Consider the following 18,916-nt stretch of genomic DNA (forward strand, 5'->3'; position numbering starts at 1 on the left):
ACCTTTAAAGGGGGAAGCATGAAACAGTACACGGTTGCTATTTTGGGCGCGACGGGAGCTGTGGGCACCCAGATGCTCGAGTGCCTCAACGAGCAGGAGTTTCCGGTCGGTAAGCTCAAGCTGCTGGCGAGCGCGCGCTCTGCGGGCAAGACCGTTGAGTTCCGCGGCGAGCAGATCGTGATCGAAGAGGCTTGTCCCGAGGCCTTTGAGGGTTGTGACATTGTGCTTGGAGCCGCCGGCGATGACATCGCGAAGGAGCTACTGCCCGAGGCCGTCAAGCGCGGCGCCGTCGTGGTCGACAACAGCCATGCCTTCCGTATGGATCCCGAGGTGCCGCTGGTCGTGCCCGAGATCAATGCCGACGACATCAAGTGGCACCATGGCCTTATCGCCAATCCCAACTGTGCGACTATCATCGGCCTGGTTCCCACGTGGCCGCTGCATCAGCTCGCCGGCGTGAAGCGCATGATCGTCTCGACGTATCAGGCGGCTTCGGGCGCCGGTGCCCCCGGTATGGCCGAGCTCGAGGCTCAGCTGGCCGCCCTGGGCCGCGGCGAGGAGATTCCCGAGCCGCGTGCATTTGCCGCCCAGCTGGCGAGCAACCTGATTCCGCAGATCGGCGGCGTCAAGGAGGAAGGCTTTACTTCCGAGGAGATGAAGCTGCAAAACGAGGGCCGCAAGATCATGCATCTGCCCGAACTGCGCGTGAACTGCACCTGCGTGCGCGTGCCCGTGCTGCGTTCGCATTCCGAGAGCATTACGCTCGAGTTTGAGCGCGATATTACGGTCGAGGAGGCCCGTGCTGCGCTGGCTGTCGCTCCCGGCGTCAAGCTGGTTGACGACATGAGCGCCGAGGATGCGCACGACCGCTTCCCCATGCCGATGGACACCTCCGACCAGGACCTGATCTGGGTCGGTCGCGTGCGCCGCGACATCTCGAACCCCGAGGCTGCGCGCGGCATCACCTTCTGGTGCTGCGGCGACCAAATCCGTAAGGGCGCGGCAACCAACGCCGTCCAGATCGCCAAGCTGCTCTGCGAGTAGTGGGACCTGTCCGGCGGGGGCCGGGCTTGGTTTTCAGAACGTCCTCGACCATGTGTGGCGCCTTGTCCTGCTCCTTCGGAGCCGCGGACAAGGCGCCACACTGGTCTGCGGAGTGTTCTGAAAACCAAGCCCGGCCCCCGCCTGCGGTGACGCTGCTGCGAGCTGCCTGCGATGGGGCCGTTGTTGGTTGGGGCCGCTAGGCTGATGTGGGGGCACGTGGTTGTTGCGGGCCCTGGTCCCGGCGGCGGCCTCGGCGCTGCGCGCCTTCGGCCTTGGGGGACTTTGGGGCGCGGCCGGCAGCTGCGGCGCGCTGCGCCTGCTGCCTGCGGGGACTGTGGGGTCGTGCGGCAGCTGCGGCGCTGTCGCGCCTGCTGCCTTGGGTGACTTTGGGGTCGATTGGGGTTGTCTGCACAATTCGCGGTATTATGGTGCGGAGTTTTGAAAGGAGCCGCTGGTGGTCACGACGACATTTGCCTCGCCTTTGGGCGAAATCCTGCTTGCCGCTGATGGCCGCGGTCTGACGGGGCTTTGGTTTGAGGGGCAGGAGCACTTTGGCTCTACACTGCTCAAAGAGGATGCGGAGTATGTCGTAGGTGCCGATGCGGTTTCTGGTACCGGTGGGATGTCTTCGGTGAGTCCGGCAAATGGTGCGGCTTCTTCGGTGCTTGAGCGTTCTTGGGCTTGGCTGAATGCTTATTTTGCGGGGCAGGAGCCTCGGTTTACGCCGCCGTTGCATATGATTGGCACGGCGTTTCAGCGCGAGGTTTGGTTTGAGCTGCTTTCTATCCCGCGTGGCGAGGTTGCTACGTATGGCGAGATCGCTCAGCGTGTTGCGGCTCGACATCGTGTGCCGGGAAATGAGGCTCCCGTTGTGTCCCCGCGTGCCGTGGGGGCTGCGGTTGCGCGTAATCCCATTTCGATTATCGTGCCGTGCCATCGCGTGGTTGCCGCTGACGGGTCGCTCAACGGATATGCCGGTGGCCTCGATCGCAAGGAGTGGCTGCTTCGGCTTGAGGGCGCGTACGAGGAGTAACGCCAGGGCACTTTGCATAGCCAAGATGCCGTGAAAGAACGGGACACGCTTTCCGAATGGAGGCTCAGACGGAAACCACGTCCCGGAATTCCGTTTTAAAGCGGGACACGCTTTCCGAATGGCTTCCCAAGCGGAAACCGTGTCCCGGAATATAGCCTCAGAGTGGGACGCCGTTTCCGGTTGAGACCACCTGCTTGGACATCTTTCTACGCACGCTCTTGCAAGGCATAGATCGACTTATCCATGTTGAACAGATAAGCCACGACGCAGACAATAAAGAACATCGGCAAGTTGCCAAAGCCAAAGACCTCACAGCCAATAAGGATGGGTGCGAGTAGCGTGTTGGTGGCGCTGCCAAAGACGGCGGAGTATCCCAGCGCGGCGCAGAGCTCGACGGGCATGCCGAGAATCCCGGCGAGTACGACACCCAGGCTGGCTCCGATGGAGAACAGCGGCGTGACCTCGCCACCTTGATAACCCGCGGCAAGCGTGGCGATGGTGAGTGTGAATTTGAGCGCCCAGTCCCAAGGCATGATGGCGAGCTTGCCGTCACCGTCGAGCGCCGCCGATATCAGGTTGGTGCCAAGGCCGCAGTATCGCCCCTGCCACAGCACGAACAGAATCGCTGACAGTGCAAGGCCCATAACGGCAACGCGTGTGTAAGGGCTGGGGAGCAGCCGCGCTGCAAGGGTCTTAGCATGGGCAAGGCACCAGGCAAAAGCTCCACCGACCATACCGAACGCGATACCCAACAGCGCCAGCCGTCCAAGACCGGGGAGGTCGAGCGCATACGAGGCGGTAACGGCGACCTCGAACTTCTCGAGCCCCAGGGCGCCCGAGGTCATGCTTGCGGCAATCGAAGCCGTAAGCGCGGGAAACAACGCGTGGTATTCCATGCGTCCGGCGACCAGCACCTCGACAGCAAAGACCGTAGCGGCGAGCGGCGTTCGAAAGAGTCCGGCAAAGCCAGCGGCCATACCAATGAGCAAAAACGTGTTGCCGGGGTCTCGGAAGGGTAGACGTCGGCCGATCCAATGCGAGACGGTGGCGCCGATCTGCACGGCCACGCCTTCGCGTCCCGCGCTGCCGCCAAAGAGGTGCGTCCCCCACGTGCTCAGCATAATGAGCGGCACCAAACGCGGGGAGATGGCGTCCTCGCGTCCGTGGCCTACGTCGAACACCAGACTCATGCCGCGGTCAGTGCCCTTGCCCCACGTGCGGTAGGCAAACGCGATGGCAAGGCCTGCAAGAGCGAGGAAGGGGAGCAAAAGCGCGACGTGCGCGTCCCGGAAGGCGCCAATCGCCAGGAGCACGCGTCCAAAGAGGGCACAGATGGCACCAACGATAACGCCGATAGGGATTCCGACGGCACCCATAAGCACGAGGCCGCTATAGGTGTTGACCAGGCGTTTAATTCTGCTCGATGCGCTGCTTTCCGACACTTCTCCTCCAAAACAAAAAAGACTCCTGCCGCGGCGTGATACCCAAGGGACATCACGTAACAGCAGAAGTCATCAGCAACAAGGCGGTTTAGGGCGACGCGACAGCTTAGCTAGCGCACCCAGCGGAGACATTCATTCCGCAGCGGCATCATAGCGGTGAGCACGGTTTGGGTCAAATGGTTGCGCTGGACGCCTCCCGGCGCTCCTCGTTTCCCCATATAAAACCTGCCAAAATAAACCTGTCCCTTTTTGGTAGGTGGGAAATGGGTAATACTAAAGAGTTATCCGACCAGATGGGAATTAATCGATGGCCTATATCGAATTCAAAGACGTCATCAAAGCATACGGCGAAGGCGACGCCCGCATCCACGCGCTCGACGGCGCGAGCTTTACGGTCGAGCGCGGCGAGCTCGCCATCATTCTGGGTGCTTCGGGCGCCGGCAAGACCACGGCCCTCAACATTCTGGGCGGCATGGACACGGCGACCTCCGGCACTGTGACGGTGGACGGGCGCGACGTGAGCTCCGCGAACGAGGCGCAGCTCGTGGAATACCGCCGCGCCGACGTCGGCTTTGTCTTCCAGTTCTACAATTTGGTCCCCAACTTGACGGCGCTCGAAAACGTCGAGCTCGCGGCGCAAATCTGCCCCGATTCGCTCGATGCCGAACAGACGCTTCGCCAGGTTGGCCTGGGTGAGCGCCTCGCCAACTTTCCGGCGCAGCTTTCGGGCGGCGAGCAGCAGCGCGTGTCCATCGCCCGCGCGCTGGCCAAGAATCCCAAGCTGCTTCTGTGCGACGAGCCCACGGGCGCGCTCGACTACAAAACCGGCAAGCAGATCTTGCAGTTGCTACAGGATACCTGTCGCAAGCAGGGCATTACGGTCATCATCATCACGCACAACTCCGCGCTTGCGCCCATGGCCGACCGCCTGATCCGCTTTAAGAGTGGTCGCGTGGAGAGCGAGACGGTCCAGCAAAATCCCGTGCCTATCGAGACGATCGAGTGGTAGCGCCCATGGACCAGGACCGCCAAAACAGTCAGCGCCGCGACGCGCAGAACGCGGAGCGCGAGCAGGATTTTACGACCTACCGTACTGCCCAAAGCTCAAACGATATGGTGCCGATGGTTTTTCGCCGTGGCATCTACCGCACGATTCGCGGCAGCCTCAAACGCTTCTTGTCTATCGTCGTGATTACTGCGCTTGGCGTGAGCGTGATGTGCGGCCTTAAGGCGGGCTGCGAGGACCTGTGTGATTCGGTTGACGCTTACTTTGACCAGCAGAATGTCTATGACATTAACGTGCAGTCGACCTATGGTCTGACCGATGACGATCTTGCTGCGATCCAAGAGGTCGATGGCGTCGAGACGGCCGAGGGCATCTATACCGAGACCGCCTATACCGCCGTGGGTACGACGCGCGAGCGTGTCGTCGTACAGAGCCTCTCCAAAGAGAATATTGACCAACCGGTGCTAGTACGCGGCGAGCTGCCCGAGACTTCGGGCGAAGTGGCAGTGACCTCACGTTTTTTGAAGGCTTCGGGCAAGAAAATCGGCGATACGGTGAGCTTTGCCGCCAACGATGCGAGCTCGTCGAACCAAAGCGCCAAGGACCAGTTTGCCGATGGGGACTACACCATCACGGCCGAGGTTCTCGATCCTACCGACGTGAGCTCCGACTCGACAGTCAACGCCTTTCGCGCTGCTTCGACTGCGGACTACAAGTTCTACGTGAGCGAGGATGCCGCGACATCTTCTTCCTACTCCGCTGTCCACGTGGTCGTCGAGGGAGCCAAGAGCCTCAATTCCTATTCGGATGCCTACTCGGCAAAGATCAATGAGGTCAAGGGCAATATCGAGAAGATCCGCGAGGAGCGTGAGAAGGCGCGCGCTCAGGAGCTGACGGTCGACACACCGGCGAGCTTGGACGCGGCTGAGCGTCAGGCGAATATGGTCTTTGGGATCGAGCAGGACAACATCAATCGCATGGCCGAGGGCAGCGACGAGCGTGCGCAGGCGCAAGCCGACCTGGACCAGCGCCGCGCCGCCGCCGACCAGCAGTTTGCCGATGCCCGCGCCGAGCTCTCTGACCTGGGCGAATGCACCTGGTACATCCAGGACCGCGGCAATATCGCAAGCTACTCGAGCGTCGAGAGCGATAGTTCTTCGATCGAGGCCATCGCCACGGTGTTCCCGTTCATCTTCTTTATCGTCGCCGTGCTTATCAGCCTCACCACCGCCACCCGCATGGTCGAGGAGGAGCGCACGCTTATTGGCCTGTACAAGGCGCTCGGCTATTCACGCGGGCGTATCCTGTCCAAATATGTGGACTACTCGCTGTGGGCGTGTCTGATCGGTGGCGTGCTCGGCAACATCATCGGATTTGTGGGTCTGCCGCTGTTCTTGTTTACGGTGTTCGACGACATGTACTCGCTGCCCCAGATGCTGCTTTCGTACGACATCGTGTCCTCGATCGTTTCGGTGGCGCTGTTTGCCGTGGGCGTGGTGGGAGCCACGATTATCGCCTGCCGCCACGAGATGGCCGAGACCCCTGCCTCGCTCATGCGCCCCAAGGCCCCGCGCGCCGGCTCGCGCATTCTGCTCGAGCGCATCGGCTTTATCTGGCACCGCATGAGCTTTTTGAACAAGGTCGCTGCACGCAACTTATTCCGCTACAAAAAGCGCGCCTTTATGACCATCTTCGGTATCGCCGGCTGCACGGCGCTCGTGATTTGCGGTATGGGAATTCGCGACACGTCGGTGGCGCTTTCGCCCAAACAGTACGGGCATATCACGCGCTATGACTTGCTGGCGGTCGCCAATCCCGACGATTTTTCGCAGACGTGTGCGGCACTGGATGAGCGCGGCGCGGCCAATGATTCCAACGTGACTGTGACTTCGACGCTGCCGATTATGACCGACAACGTTACCTTTACATTCGGCGGAAAGAGCGAGACCGTGCAGCTGATCGTGGTGCCCGATGACCGCACGAACGACCTGAACGACTACGTGCGCCTAGAGGACGAGTCCAAAGAACCGCTCGCCCTGCGTGACGGGGATGTGTATTTGAGCAAGAGCTCTCAGCTGGTGCTGGGGATCAAGCCGGGCGATACGGCACACGTCCAGGATTCGTCGCTCAATGTTGCCAAGGTCAAAGTCAGCGACATCTCGCTCAACTATCTGGGCAACACGCTTTACATGACGCAGGGCACCTATGAGCGCGCGTTCGGTCGAAGTGCACGCCTTAACGGCGTCTTTGTGCTGCTTAAGGGTTCGTCGGCTGACCAGATTGCGTTTAGCAAGAAGCTTAAGAGTGACGGTTGGCTCACAATTTCGAGTACGGCCGAGCATTGGGAAAACTATGAGGCGAACTTTACGATTATCAATTCGGTCGTGGTGCTCGTGACCTTTATGGCGGCGTGCCTGTCGTTTGTGGTGGTGTTTACGCTGTCTAATACGAATATTTCGGAGCGCGAACGCGAGCTGGCGACCATCAAGGTGCTGGGCTTCCGCCGTGGCGAGGTTCACCATTACGTTAACAAGGAGACGTTGATTCTTACGGCGATCGGAGCCGCGCTGGGCGTACCGCTGGGTGGTGCGCTGGCCGAGAGCTTTACGTACATCTTGCAGATGCCGTCATTGTACTTTGACGTCGAAGTCGAGCCGCTAAGCTACGTGCTCGCCGTGGTGCTTTCCTTTGGCTTTACGTTTATCGTCAACCTCGCCACCAACCGTACCCTCAACAAGATTGACATGGTCGGTGCCCTCAAGAGTGCCGAGTAACCTGCCAAAAAGGGACAGGTTTATTTTGGCAGGTTTTATCATGGCAAACGCCGGGCACCTACGGGCGACCCGGCGTTCGTTGCTTTGCTATGCTTTGCTATCTTTTGCCCGCAGGCGTGGATGAGAGGCTCTCTTTAGCCTTCGAGATTGGGCTTGAATGGGTCGTATGCCACAAAACGGGCCTATCTACTACGTTTGCTACCACACCCTCGACCATGACAAAGATTATGAAATTAAAACCGCAGGTAGAGGGCTTGCCATTTTTCGGAAAAGGCGGGTATGGTCGGTCCTCTCGAGTTAAACGTAGTAAATAGGCCCTTTTCTTGGCGCGCGGTCAGCTCAATGCTAATCTCCGTGCCGGAACTGACCCAGTTGTTTGTAAGTTGCGGTGATATACGGACTGTTTGGCGCTTTGGAGCCTCAAAACAGCCCCTATATCACCGCAACTTGGAAAGGGCGGGCGGTGTTGGATGAGTGGCGCTGGCTGGTTGGGGCGGTTTAGGCCTGTTTGCGGCACTTCCATTGTTTGCGACACCAGCGCATGAGCGCCTTTACGATGGGAATCGTGATGAGGATGATCCATGCAGGATGGGGCTGTCCTAAACAGAGCCACATGTAGAGGAACCAAGCGATGGCGGCTGCCGGGTAGATGACCTCGATCAGCTTAGACAGGTGGCGCCGATCGATAAAGTCACCAATCGCGTAGTAAACGGGAATCAAAAAGACGAGGAAGAGCCCCATGGACCATGCGCCACAGATGATGCCAAGCGCCAGATAGGCGAGGGCAACCACTGCGGGAAAGGGAAACTTGTTCCATGCACGTCCGACCTTGGTGTGGAAATGCTTGCCATGATGGTCGAGCTTGTCGTGTGCTTCCTTCCAGCTGGAAAACGTCTCGCCGTCGATGGTGACGGTGCCGTCGTCATTGGTGCGCACGCTATGTCCATCGTCCTCAAGCGTATCGATATGCACGCCGCCCGGCCCCACATGCACCTCTTCGCCCTTGCGCTCGTTGGTCACATGGATGCCGCTCCAACCAACATGGACTTCCTCGCCTTTATTGGGATCAATGACGTGGATACCGCGCGCGAGGGAAATATCGACAAGTGGTTTGTCGCCGCAATCGGCGTGCTCGGCAGAATCTTCAGCCTCGTCAGCCACATTCGCCGTCTCGGTGTCGGCGCCACCGTCCTCCAGGTCGTCGGCATCGTTGGCTGCCTCCCCATATAGCAGCTCGTCCAACGACACGCCATACAGCGCAGCGAGCGCAATGAGGTTATCGGTATCGGGTGAGGACTCGCTGCGCTCCCATTTACTAACAGCCTGGCGGCTTACGCCCAGCTGGGCAGCAAGCGCCTCCTGGGAAAGCCCGGCAGCCTTGCGGCGGTCAACGAGCCGCTGTGCCATTGCAAGATCCATAGCAGTTCCTTTCATGTGGTGACCGTAATCGAATGAGCCGAGTATGCCGAGAACAACCGGTAGCGACCACCATTTCTAGTTAGAATCTGCCCCAACCCTACCGCAACTACCGGTAGCAACCCCTAGCGACCAGCCATTTTAGGACAAATGTCAGTGCAAGTAGCAGCCAAGAGCCCCCGCTCAGTAAGTTGCGGTGGAATAGTTCCTAGATTCAGCCATTTGCGGGCTAAGCAGGAACTATTCCACCGCAACTTAATTTCAGGCCAGGCATCCACAGCAAGAAGACGAATAGCCTCGGCCTCCCCAGTTACCGCAGGAGGCCCCAGGGCCTACCTCCCAAATCTTTCCGCAGGACGGAAGGACCCCGCCGCGCGAAGCGCACGGCGGGGTCCTGACATGTCCGAGGACGATTTGGGAGGTAGGCCCTGGGGCCTCCGATGAGAGCAGTTCCAGCCGAGGCTATTCGTCGCCGAAGCTGATGCCCAACGCTTTGGCCTCGCGTACCAGATCGCTCTGGGGATCGACATACTTGAGCTTGCCAGCGACCTCTTCGAGCGGCATGTGGCACATCTTGCCGTCACGCAGGGCAATCATGTAGCCAAACTCGCCGCGTAGGCAGCCGAGCGCTGCCTCGACGCCGCACTGGGTCGCAAAGATGCGGTCCTGGGCATCGGGCTGACCGCCGCGCTGCGTGTGACCGGGGATGGCGACGCGGGTCTCGCGGCCGGTCTTGGCCTCGATCTCCTTGGCGATGTCGTACACGATTGACGGGCTCGTGCGTTCGGCGAGCTTCTTCTTGTACTCCTTCTTGGACAGTGCCGCGTCATCCTTGGAGATGGCGCCCTCGGCGACGGCTACGATCGTAAAGCGGCTGCCGGTTTCCATGCGATGCTCGATGGTCTTGATGACGTTATCCATGTCGTAAGGGATCTCGGGAATCAAGATGACATCCGCGCCGCCCGCGACGCCGGCGTACAGCGGGATCCAGCCAACCTTGTGGCCCATGATCTCGATAACGAACACGCGGCCGTGACTCGAGGCGGTGGTGTGGATGTCGTCGATGCACTTGGTAGCGACGTCGATGGCGCTCGTAAAGCCAAACGTCAGCTCGGTGCCCCAGGTGTCGTTATCGATGGTCTTGGGCAGGGCGATAACGTTGAGGCCCTCTTCGCGCAGGCGGTTAGCGGTCTTGGTGGAGCCGTTGCCGCCCAGCATAAACAGGCAGTCGAGCTGCAGCTTATGATAGGTGTGGACCATCGCCGGCACCTTTTCGACGCCATCGGCCTCGGGAACATCCAGGCGCTTGAACGGTGTGCGGCTCGTGCCCAGGATGGTGCCGCCGCGGGTGAGGATGCCGCTAAAATCGGCGGGCGACATGACGCGGAACCTGCTGTAGATAAGGCCCTGGTAGCCGTCCTCAAAACCGTAGATCTCGATAGGCTCTTCGCTATTGGTCATGAGCGTTTTGACGATGCCGCGCATGGTGGCGTTGAGCGCCTGGCAGTCGCCGCCACTGGTAAGAAGACCGATCCTGAGCATGATGAATCCTTCCGGGCAAGTTGTAACATGCGCATAAGTTTACCCCCGCACACTGTTGATGCGGAGGTAAAACGTGTTAGCTCAAATGTATAGAAATGTAAGCAACGTCAGGCGAGCGTAAGGACGACGGTGCCAGCTCCTTACAGCGCGAAGGCGTCGACGTCACCCCAGTGGCGGCGCAGCGTGATGGCGGCAGCGGGCTCGGTGTTGTCGAAGACGACCGACCACTGCGTGTTGCTGGTGATGTCTTCCGGATTGGGCTCTTGCGCCGCAGCGCGCAGGGCCTTCCAAGCGACTGCCTCATCTTGGGCGCCGGTATGGGCGTCGAGGACATCGGCGATGGCGATGGCGCGTTCCTTGCCATGGCCCAGCTCACCGTTCTTTTGGTTGGGAAGCACTTCGTCGCCATAGCAGGCGTAGAAGTTCGTAACCTGGCGTACAGGAGTTGCTTTGAAAGCGCGGTCCGGATCGCGCGGATCCCACTCCACCACCCGCGCGTCGCCGGCGGCGTCGTTGATAAAGAAGTGGTAGTCGCGTCCGGCCATGGCGTGCATGTCGTAGGCAGAAAGCAGGTCGACGGCCTCCTGCGTGGTGGCGGCGCGGTCGAGTACCAGGCGGATGGCGAGCGAGGTATTGATGACGGGGCGCTGCGTGTCCTGGTCACAGGGTTTGGAATCCAGGGTGAGCACGGCAATGGACACGCCACATTCGTTGACGCCGTCGAGCTGGGCAAACGGGCCCATCAAGGCCGCGGCGCGTCCGGCGACGGAGCCAAGTGGAGTGTTGGCGCCTAGGTTGTTAAGGGCAGCAAACCCGATGGAGGCATAGCCATCGCGCGGGTGATTGCGCACCAGCAGCGCCGAGGTGTCGTCCTTAAAGTCGTAATTGCGACCGGTGCGCACGCGGCCTTCGGCATCTACGGCGACAAAAGCGCTGCAGGCAAACTGGGGCGCCTGGACATGTGCCGGCACACCAGGCAGCACCTGCGCCACCACGGCATCGATGTAGGCCTGGTCGTCGCGCGCATCGACGGCGATGATGCGTTCGAGGTCGTAGTCGTAGGCGATGTCGATTGCGTACAGGTCATAGCCATCCGCATAGTCGGTCAAGCGTTTGAGCGACGCGACGGACTTGATTTGCTTGCGATAAACGATACCGGTGGCAGCGGCAAGGCCGACGGCGACTCCCGCGACACCGCAGGCGATGGCAATGTTACGTGGCTTCATGACGGTTCCTCTCGAAGCATTGATATAGGCATTATCGCAAACGACATGCAGGTCACATGCCGCATTCCGGCGAGTGGCATGGCATGCCGAGCCCTAGAGTAGCGCAATCGCAACGATGCAGCATCCGAGCGTCAGAACAGCAAGGTCTGCCCGATTAAAGCGATAGTCGCGCAGACAGGTTCTGCTGACAGGTGGGCGCGTTCCATATTCGCGGTTGACCATAGCGAGCGCGAGCGTGTCGGAGCGCCGCAGCGCGCTGCTAAACAAGGGCGTGATGACGGGGATAAAAGCACGTGCACGCTGCAGAGGCGAGGGACTGTCAAAACGCGCCAGCCGTGCTTCCTGAGCGGCCTTGATGCGATTGAATTCCTCAATAAGCACGGGGACAAAACGAAGCGTGAGCTGAATGGCGATAGTGGCATCGTCGGTGCGCAGGCCCAGACGGGCGAGGGGCCTCAGAAGCGCCGCGGCGCCATCGGCGAGTGCAGTGGGGGAGGTGGTCGCCATGAGCGTCGACGTTCCCAGCATAATGAGGGCAAAACGCAGCACGCAGAGCGCGCCAAAGAGCAGACCTCCCGAGGTGATCTGCACGGGTCCCGCCTGCAGCAGCAGAGTCCCCGATGCCGTAAAGAGTGCGTTGAAGACCAGGACAAACCCCATAAGCCAGCGAAATGGCCTGAGGGCACGAAGTGCCTGACGCATCGAGCTGCCGCTTGCGGCGAGCGAGGCGAATGCGGTGAGCGCGACGGCGGCAAGGGCGCCGGGCTGCTGGGCGATAAAGCCGGCAATCATAAAGAGCATGCAGAATACAAGCTTGGTGGCGGGGTGCAGCAGGTGAACGAGGCTTGACCCCGGACGAAAGATGCCAAATGAGACCGCCTTGGACGCCAACGGGGTATGTCCGGTTTCCACGGGACGTGCGGCCGTCACGCCAACGGATGTCACCTGGATGCCCTCGGAACTTTGCGGCAGCAGCATGCCGTCCTGCAGCCGAAAGGCCTTGTCGCAGATGCTCAGCACACGCGAATCGTGCGTGGCGATTACAATGCCGCGGCCGTGGCGTGCGAGTTGAGCCAAGCGCTCGAGCAGCAGCCGGTGGGCGCGGGGATCGAGTCCAGCGCTGGGCTCGTCGAGCAGCAAATACGGTGTCTCGAGCGCAAGCATATCGGCAACGGCGATACGGCGCTGCTCTCCGCCAGAATGGGCAAAGGGGCTTGTGTCGCCGATAGCGGCGAGATCAAACCCGACGCTGGCGAGCGATGTGCCAACGCGTCGCTTGACCTCGGCTTCGTCCAGTCCAAGATTGCGGGGGCCAAACGCCACCTCGTCAAAGACCGTGGCGGCAAAAAACTGCTGCTCGGGGCGTTGCTGCACGAGTGCCACGGTTTTGCGGTACGTACGAAGTTCATCCGCCGTGGGGTGTGTGCCAAGCGCGGTGCCGTCCGCCACGACAGACCCCGCCTGCACGGCAAGCGCTCCGGCAAGGACACGCAGCAGCGTTGACTTGCCGGAGCCAGAGGTGCCTGCGATACCGATCACGCTGCCGGGCCTAATTTCCAACGAAACATGAGATAGGGTACAGGCGTCTGCTTCGGGATAGCGGACGGTTATGTTTGAGCAGGTTAACGACACAGTTCCTCCAGGCCGCATCGAATGAGCAGATCGCGCTGGTCGGCAAGATCTTGCACGGTATCCAGGTATGCGATGGCGCCCGCCTCGAAGACGGCGACTCGGTCGGCGCGCGCGACCTCGTCGAGCAACTGCGTGATCTGGATCACGGCAACATCGCGCTGGCAAAGATGATCGATGAGATCATTGACGGCCTCGCGGGCGGTCTCGTCGAGCATGGCGGTCGTCTCGTCAAAAATCATGAGCGAAGGGGTGAGCGCAACCAATCCCGACGCTGCCACGCGTTGTTTTTGGCCGCCCGAGAGCGTGGCGACATCGCGTTGCTCAAGCTCGACAATGCCAAGCTCGTTGAGTGCCTGCAAGACTTCTGAACGCATTTCGTCGCGGGGGACACCGCGGTTTTCGAGTCCAAAGGCGATGTCGTCTCGCACGACTGGAGCGACGATCTGGTTATCGGGATCCTGAAAAGCAAGGCCTACGGTGCCCTGCACGCGCATAGCGGGCCCGTTTGCATCTTTGAGCAGCCCCGCAAGCTCGAGTGCACAGGTGCTTTTGCCACTGCCGTTGGTGCCGACAAAGGCGATGCGCTCTCCTGCCACGATATTGGCGGCAAGTGCAGCGCAATCGACGGAGGGACGTGTGTCATCGGTTTGCTCAATACCGGCGAGCGCACCTTCTGCCACCGCGCCCGTAATGCCGCCGGTGACGCAGGCGGCAACGCCCAGAACGCCCAGGTTGATAAAGACTGCCGGGGTCTGCAGCGCCATGGCGGCAACGCCTAGCTGGCCTACATTGTGCAGCACGGCGGCAAGCATGCTCACGGGCGCCAAGCCAACACCCGGCATGGCGGCAAGGGCGACCATGCCGATAAAGGCGAGGACCGTGCCGCCCAGGCTATAGGCGAGCATCATGGGCGAGCCAAACAAAAAGCCCGATGCAAAGACCTTGACGAGCGCAACGGCGGCGGCGCTTTTGACATCGAGTGTATAGAGCGCGACGACTACGGCCACGTTGGCAAGGCCCAGTTTAATGCCGGGCACCGCGACGGGCAGCGGAATCATGGTCTCCAGATAGGACAGTACCAATGCGCAGGCGCACAACAGCGAAACGCGCGCCAGGCGGCGAGCGTGCTCGATATCGACCATCTCCACGGATTAGCGCCCCACTACGTCGTAGGTGGTCTTGGCGCTCTCGTCGACGATATCGACGGTGAGTTTGTGCGGAAGGCAGACAATTTGCTGCCCGGCAGCGTCAATCCAGCCCTGGTGCACGCAATCCTGGTTGGGACAGTCTGCCTTCTCGACGTGCACGCGTCCATCTTTGATTTCGATGAGGTTGGTTCCCAAGTCGGTTGTAACGGTCTTGGTCGTGTTCTGGTTCAGAGGAAGCTCGTAGACGTTTTGCTCTCCATCGCGGATGACGACTGTGGCCGTGTCGGCGTTCGTGTTTGCTCCCATCAGACGCGTGGCGGCTAAGCCGGCGCATGCGACGGCCGCTATCGCCAAAACCAGGATGAGGTTGAGTCTTTTGTTGTCGCGCCCATCGCGCGCACCTTTGCGCTTGACCATCATGGCTCCTAGTCCTGCAAGATCTTGAACGTCGAGCCGTCGCTCTTGGTGGCGCGATCGTCCATATCGACTAAAACGCCGCCTTCAAAGCGCTCATCGCTTTCGATGAGCTCCATGGCGCGGTCGTGGCCGAGCAAAAACAGGATGGTAGAGTAGGCGTCCCCAAGCACGGATTTCTTGGTCATAATCGAGGCGCTCTTGAGGTCGGTGGCGGCGGGGTAGCCCGTTTTGGGGTCGAGGATGTGGTAGTAGAACGTGCCGTCCTGCTCAAAGCCGCGCTCATAGAGGCCGCTCGTCACAAGGGAGCGGTTACGCGTCTTGACGGTGGCGAGCACGTCGTCCTGCGCGCCGTTGGGGTCTTGCACGCCCACGTTCCAGGCGTCGCCGTCAAAGCTCTTGCCCATCACGTAGACGTTGCCGCCCAGGCTGATGGAGGCATTTCCGACGCCGCGCTTCTTAAAGAGCGCCACGAGGTCGTCGGTGATGTAGCCCTTGGCGATGCCGCCCAAGTCGAGCTTGGCCTGGGGGTCGGCGAGGGTGACGGTGGTGCCGTCGACCGAGATGGTGCGATAGTCCACATGGGGGAGTGCCGCCTGGATGTCCTCATCTGCGGGCTTGACCTCGTTGTCAAAATCCCAGAGGCTCGAGACGGCGCCGATGGTGATGTCAAAGAGCCCGTCGGACTCCTCGGCATAGCGGATGGCTGCCTCGATGACCTCGGCGGTCTCGTGCGCGACTTCCACGGGCTTGCCGCCTGCATTGTTGATGTTCCAGATATCCGAGCCCTCCACGGTGCGCGAGAACTTGTTCTCAAAGTAGGTGCAGCGGCCGGCGACCTCGTCCATGACCTTTTTGCTGCACTGGGCGCTGATATTCACGACAGTGTCGAAGACAAAGAGCGTCGTGCTCTGCACCTTGGGCGAGCTGTCGGAGCCCGCGGAGCCCGCTTTGGACGCGGCTGCAGAGCCCGAGCCGCCCTGCGTGCCCGAGCAGCCGGTAAGTGCACCGGCGCAAGAGACGAGGGCCCCGCCTGCGAGGGCGATAAACGTGCGGCGGTCGATGGTGTGGGGGGTCTGGATCATGGCGAGCTTTCTGGTCGGTGGCGTTACGGATGAGCCTGCGCCTGCACGACTCGGTGCTGACGGGGCGTCGGGCTGCGGGTGCGCGTGCCCTACATGAGCAGGTGGCAGAGCGCGGCGAGGATGGCAGCCTTGACGAGCGTGAGCGCAACCTCGGTCCCGCGAATGGCGGGCCCTGCGGGCGGGCGCTTGCGGGTGTTGCCCTGCGCGAGCTCGCTGACATTGTCGGTTGCCTGATCGCGCTTAAAGCCGTCGGGCCGGGCGAGCGTCACGTTGGCCATGGGGCAGCCATCGGCGCAGCGCCCGCAGGCGATGCACTCGCCCGATCGCAGGTCGGCGCGCTCGGGGTGGATGCGTACCGGGCAGCTGTCCTGGCAGCGGTTGCAACCGCGCGCACAGCTTTCGCGGCGGCGGTTGAAAAGCGAGATCGGCAACACCGGCAGCAGCGAGAATATGGCGCCGAAAGGGCAGAGGAACTGGCAGAAGAAACGCTCGACAAGGGCCATCCCAACCATGACCGCACCAAGTGCGGCAAAGGCCGTGGGCGCGATGCCCTCGAGCGAGCGCGCGGTGATGCCGGCGAAGGCGACCCAGGGGCTCGCGCCCGAGACCTGGGGCCAGATACCCATCACGCAGAGGGCGCAGATGCCCGCGAGGACGGCGTACTTGACGAGCTGGAGCGCGTGCTGCACGCCCGCGGGGAGCCGGTGCGCGCCCTTGCCCTCAAGGCGGAGTGCCCGGCGCAGCGGGGTTGCAAGCGCGTAGACGATATCGCCGAGCGTACCGAAGGCGCAGGCAAAGCCGCAGAAGAAACGGCCGAACACGCAGGTGAAGGCCAAGAGGGCCAAAAGCAGGGATAAAAAGCCGGTGAGCTCGATGGACGCATGGCTCCCGAGCTGCGTGAAGATGTACTTGACGCCGTTGAAGGCGGCGTTCCAGGCGGCCGGGAAGCAGATGAGAAAGCCGAGCTGTACGCACCAGCGCACGCCGCGATGGAGGTACTGTCGGCGCAGGCGCTCCTGCATCTTGTTCTTGGGGTGCGCGATGACGTTTGCGCCGTTGCGCAAGCTCTCAAGGGTTCCCGCGGGGCGCTTTGCGCCGCGGGCCTTGGCGGATGCAGTCCTGGCCATTACTGCGCACCTCCGGCGTTGCTCTGCTCAAGCGCCGCGTTGACGGCGTTTAGGATGCCGGCACTCGAGAACGTGGCACCCGAGACGGTGTCGACGTTGGTTCCCTGGGCGTCGCAGATGATCTGCGTGAGGCCCTCGGCCTGCGCAAAGTAGGCGGGGGTCTCGCCGGCGTGGTCCGTGACCTCGACGCTCTCGATGTATCCGTTCTCGATGGTCACGCGGCAGGTGACAGTGCCGCCGTAGCCCTGGGCGCTGCCCTCGAAGGTGCCGTCGGTGGCATAGGCCCCGCGCGTCTGCGAGCGCTCGGCCTGGACAGCCTCCGCCTGGGTGCGGGCGTCGGCCTCTGCCGCCTGGGCGGCCCAGCTGCTGTAGCCCGCCACGATGGCGACGACGGCCGCGGCGTTGACGGCTTTGAGATAGAAATTGCGGTTGCGCCAGAGGTGGCGCCCAAGGAGGGCAAACGGGTTACGCATGGGCGCCAGCCTCCTCGGTGACCCCGCTTGCGGCGGTCGGGTTGGCCGTAGGCTCATCGGGGGCGTTTGTCTTGTCAGAAGCGTCCGCCTTGTCGCCCTTGCTGTCGTTCGCGTCCTTATAGGCCGCGGCCGAGCGCGCGAGGGCGTCGGCGTAGGCGTTGGCGATGGCGCGGCTGGAGTAGGTGGCGCGCGCCACCACGTCGATCTTGCCGGCCTCGGTGCCCGCGAGCAGCTGTTCGGGGATGCCGGTGTAGACGGTACCGCGGAAGGTGCGGCCGTTGATGGCGTTATCGAGGTAGGGCTCGTTATCCTCGTCAAAGGGATCAAGGGCCTCGGAGAGGCTTTCATCGGGCTTGCCGCCCACGCCCTCGATATCGTGGATGCCGGTAACCTTGCCGTCCTTAACGGTGACGGTGAGCTTGACGTAGTAGGGGCTGAATGCTTCCTCGTCCTCCTCGTTTTTGCAGAGGGCATAGCCTGTAAAGTCGCCGTCGGCGTAGTGGACCTCGTCTGGCGTGTCGGGCGAGGGGTCCGGGTTGGGCGCGGGATCGGGGCCGGGCGCGGGCTCGGGGTCCTTTGTGCCGGCTGCGGCCTGCTTAAGGCAGCCCTGGATGGCGCCCAGGATGCCCTCGCTCGAATACGTGGCACCCGTCACGGTATCGACATTGACGCTCTGCTTTTGCATGACGAGCCCGGGGAGCGCGTTCCAGGCGCGGCTCCAATACTCGGGCGTGTCGCCCGTGTTCACGAGTTCTATGTTGGCGATCTTGCCGTCCGCGATGGTCACGCGCACGCTGACGGGCGTGTCCTCGCTGTAGCCCCAGGCGGAGTCGGTGTAGACGCCGTCTGCGTAGCCGCCGGCGGGCGTGAAGGGGTCGATGGCGTGGTGGGGCTTATTGGAGGAGCCGCCGGCCGCAGGGGCGGGGGCAACAGCCTCGGCAAGCCCGCCCGATGCCTTGACCAGTGCGTTTTTGATGGCCATGAGCAGGCCTTTTGATGAATACGTGGCACCCGAGATAGTGTCGACCGACGTCGACTGCGCGCTAATCACCGACTGGGTGAGAGCCTGGGCACGCCCAAAGTAGGCTGGGTCGTCCGCAGACGACACTATGTCGATTGCCACGATCTTGCCGCCCGCGATGGTCACGCGCACGGTGATACTGCCCTTAAAGCCGGTACCTGTGCCTTCATAGGTGCCGTCCTTGAGGTTTGCGGCGTCCATGCCATAGACCGAGGGGTCGAGCGATTCGGTTGCCGGCGTTGCCGTCTCCTTCTGGACGTTGGAGGTGTCGACGGTCTTGAGGTCGGCGCCTGCGGCCTCTTGCGCGGGCGTGGCGGCGACCGTCTTGGCCACGAGCGGGGTGTACTGGGACACCACGAGGGCTACGGTTGCGCCCACGGCGATCGAGGGCACGATGAAGCCTGCCGTGGCGAGGCCGTGGCCGAGCGCCTTGGCTTTTGAGTGCTTGGGTTGGTAGTTGTCCATTTGTGGGTGGTCTCCCGTGGTCGAGTATGAGAAAAGGCCCGCAGCCCTGGTTGGGGCTGCGGGCGCTT

15 protein-coding genes are annotated in these 18,916 nt (G+C 61.7%); 4 read left to right on the forward strand and 11 right to left on the reverse strand.

The window, feature by feature from the left end; all coding sequences use genetic code 11:
• Window positions 1-18: 18 nt before the first annotated feature.
• Entirely contained in the window at window positions 19-1,044 is a 1,026-nt protein-coding gene (locus AAAV21_RS03415) for an aspartate-semialdehyde dehydrogenase (RefSeq protein WP_349107477.1), read from the forward strand.
• Window positions 1,045-1,498: 454 nt separating this feature from the next.
• A complete protein-coding gene (locus AAAV21_RS03420; RefSeq protein WP_271748100.1) occupies window positions 1,499-2,077 on the forward strand; it encodes a methylated-DNA--[protein]-cysteine S-methyltransferase in 579 nt (192 codons plus the stop codon).
• Window positions 2,078-2,283: 206 nt separating this feature from the next.
• On the opposite strand, the gene AAAV21_RS03425 is transcribed toward AAAV21_RS03420, so the two are convergent.
• Window positions 2,284-3,519, reverse strand: coding sequence for a chloride channel protein (locus tag AAAV21_RS03425; protein WP_349107480.1), 1,236 nt, complete (start codon window positions 3,517-3,519; stop codon window positions 2,284-2,286).
• A 307-nt stretch (window positions 3,520-3,826) separates the two neighbouring features.
• Between AAAV21_RS03425 and AAAV21_RS03430 the strand changes: the two genes are divergently transcribed.
• Window positions 3,827-4,528: an ABC transporter ATP-binding protein gene (locus AAAV21_RS03430; protein ID WP_117635686.1), complete on the forward strand. Its 702-nt coding sequence runs from the start codon at window positions 3,827-3,829 to the stop codon at window positions 4,526-4,528.
• A 5-nt stretch (window positions 4,529-4,533) separates the two neighbouring features.
• Window positions 4,534-7,299, forward strand: coding sequence for an ABC transporter permease (locus tag AAAV21_RS03435; protein WP_349107483.1), 2,766 nt, complete (start codon window positions 4,534-4,536; stop codon window positions 7,297-7,299).
• Window positions 7,300-7,797: 498 nt separating this feature from the next.
• On the opposite strand, the gene AAAV21_RS03440 is transcribed toward AAAV21_RS03435, so the two are convergent.
• The 10 genes from AAAV21_RS03440 to AAAV21_RS03485 form a co-directional block, all read right to left on the reverse strand.
• The gene (locus tag AAAV21_RS03440; protein WP_349107485.1) at window positions 7,798-8,718 is read right to left on the reverse strand and encodes a helix-turn-helix domain-containing protein; all 921 of its coding nucleotides are present in this window, start codon (window positions 8,716-8,718) and stop codon (window positions 7,798-7,800) included.
• A gap of 459 nt (window positions 8,719-9,177) precedes the next feature.
• Entirely contained in the window at window positions 9,178-10,257 is a 1,080-nt protein-coding gene (locus AAAV21_RS03445) for an ATP-dependent 6-phosphofructokinase (RefSeq protein WP_349107488.1), read from the reverse strand.
• A 140-nt stretch (window positions 10,258-10,397) separates the two neighbouring features.
• Window positions 10,398-11,483: a carcinine hydrolase/isopenicillin-N N-acyltransferase family protein gene (locus tag AAAV21_RS03450; protein ID WP_349107490.1), complete on the reverse strand. Its 1,086-nt coding sequence runs from the start codon at window positions 11,481-11,483 to the stop codon at window positions 10,398-10,400.
• Window positions 11,484-11,576: 93 nt separating this feature from the next.
• Window positions 11,577-13,133: a CbiQ family ECF transporter T component gene (locus AAAV21_RS03455; RefSeq protein WP_349107491.1), complete on the reverse strand. Its 1,557-nt coding sequence runs from the start codon at window positions 13,131-13,133 to the stop codon at window positions 11,577-11,579.
• Complete coding sequence (locus AAAV21_RS03460; RefSeq protein ID WP_349107580.1) at window positions 13,106-14,257, reverse strand: Gx transporter family protein; 1,152 nt, start codon at window positions 14,255-14,257, stop codon at window positions 13,106-13,108. Before AAAV21_RS03460 ends, AAAV21_RS03455 begins: the two co-directional genes overlap by 28 nt.
• Window positions 14,258-14,266: 9 nt before the next feature.
• Entirely contained in the window at window positions 14,267-14,680 is a 414-nt protein-coding gene (locus AAAV21_RS03465) for a NusG domain II-containing protein (protein WP_349107494.1), read from the reverse strand.
• An 8-nt stretch (window positions 14,681-14,688) separates the two neighbouring features.
• Window positions 14,689-15,762: an FAD:protein FMN transferase gene (locus AAAV21_RS03470; RefSeq protein ID WP_349107495.1), complete on the reverse strand. Its 1,074-nt coding sequence runs from the start codon at window positions 15,760-15,762 to the stop codon at window positions 14,689-14,691.
• A gap of 89 nt (window positions 15,763-15,851) precedes the next feature.
• Window positions 15,852-16,889, reverse strand: a complete 1,038-nt coding sequence (locus tag AAAV21_RS03475) for a 4Fe-4S binding protein (RefSeq protein WP_349107496.1) — start codon at window positions 16,887-16,889, stop codon at window positions 15,852-15,854.
• Window positions 16,889-17,362: an FMN-binding protein gene (locus AAAV21_RS03480; RefSeq protein ID WP_349107499.1), complete on the reverse strand. Its 474-nt coding sequence runs from the start codon at window positions 17,360-17,362 to the stop codon at window positions 16,889-16,891. Before AAAV21_RS03480 ends, AAAV21_RS03475 begins: the two co-directional genes overlap by 1 nt.
• Window positions 17,355-18,848, reverse strand: coding sequence for an FMN-binding protein (locus AAAV21_RS03485; RefSeq protein WP_349107501.1), 1,494 nt, complete (start codon window positions 18,846-18,848; stop codon window positions 17,355-17,357). The genes AAAV21_RS03480 and AAAV21_RS03485 overlap by 8 nt, the downstream gene beginning before the upstream one ends.
• Window positions 18,849-18,916: the final 68 nt, after the last annotated feature.

Origin of the sequence: Collinsella sp. CLA-AA-H302, assembly GCF_040093305.1 — a bacterium.
Lineage (GTDB): Bacteria > Actinomycetota > Coriobacteriia > Coriobacteriales > Coriobacteriaceae > Collinsella.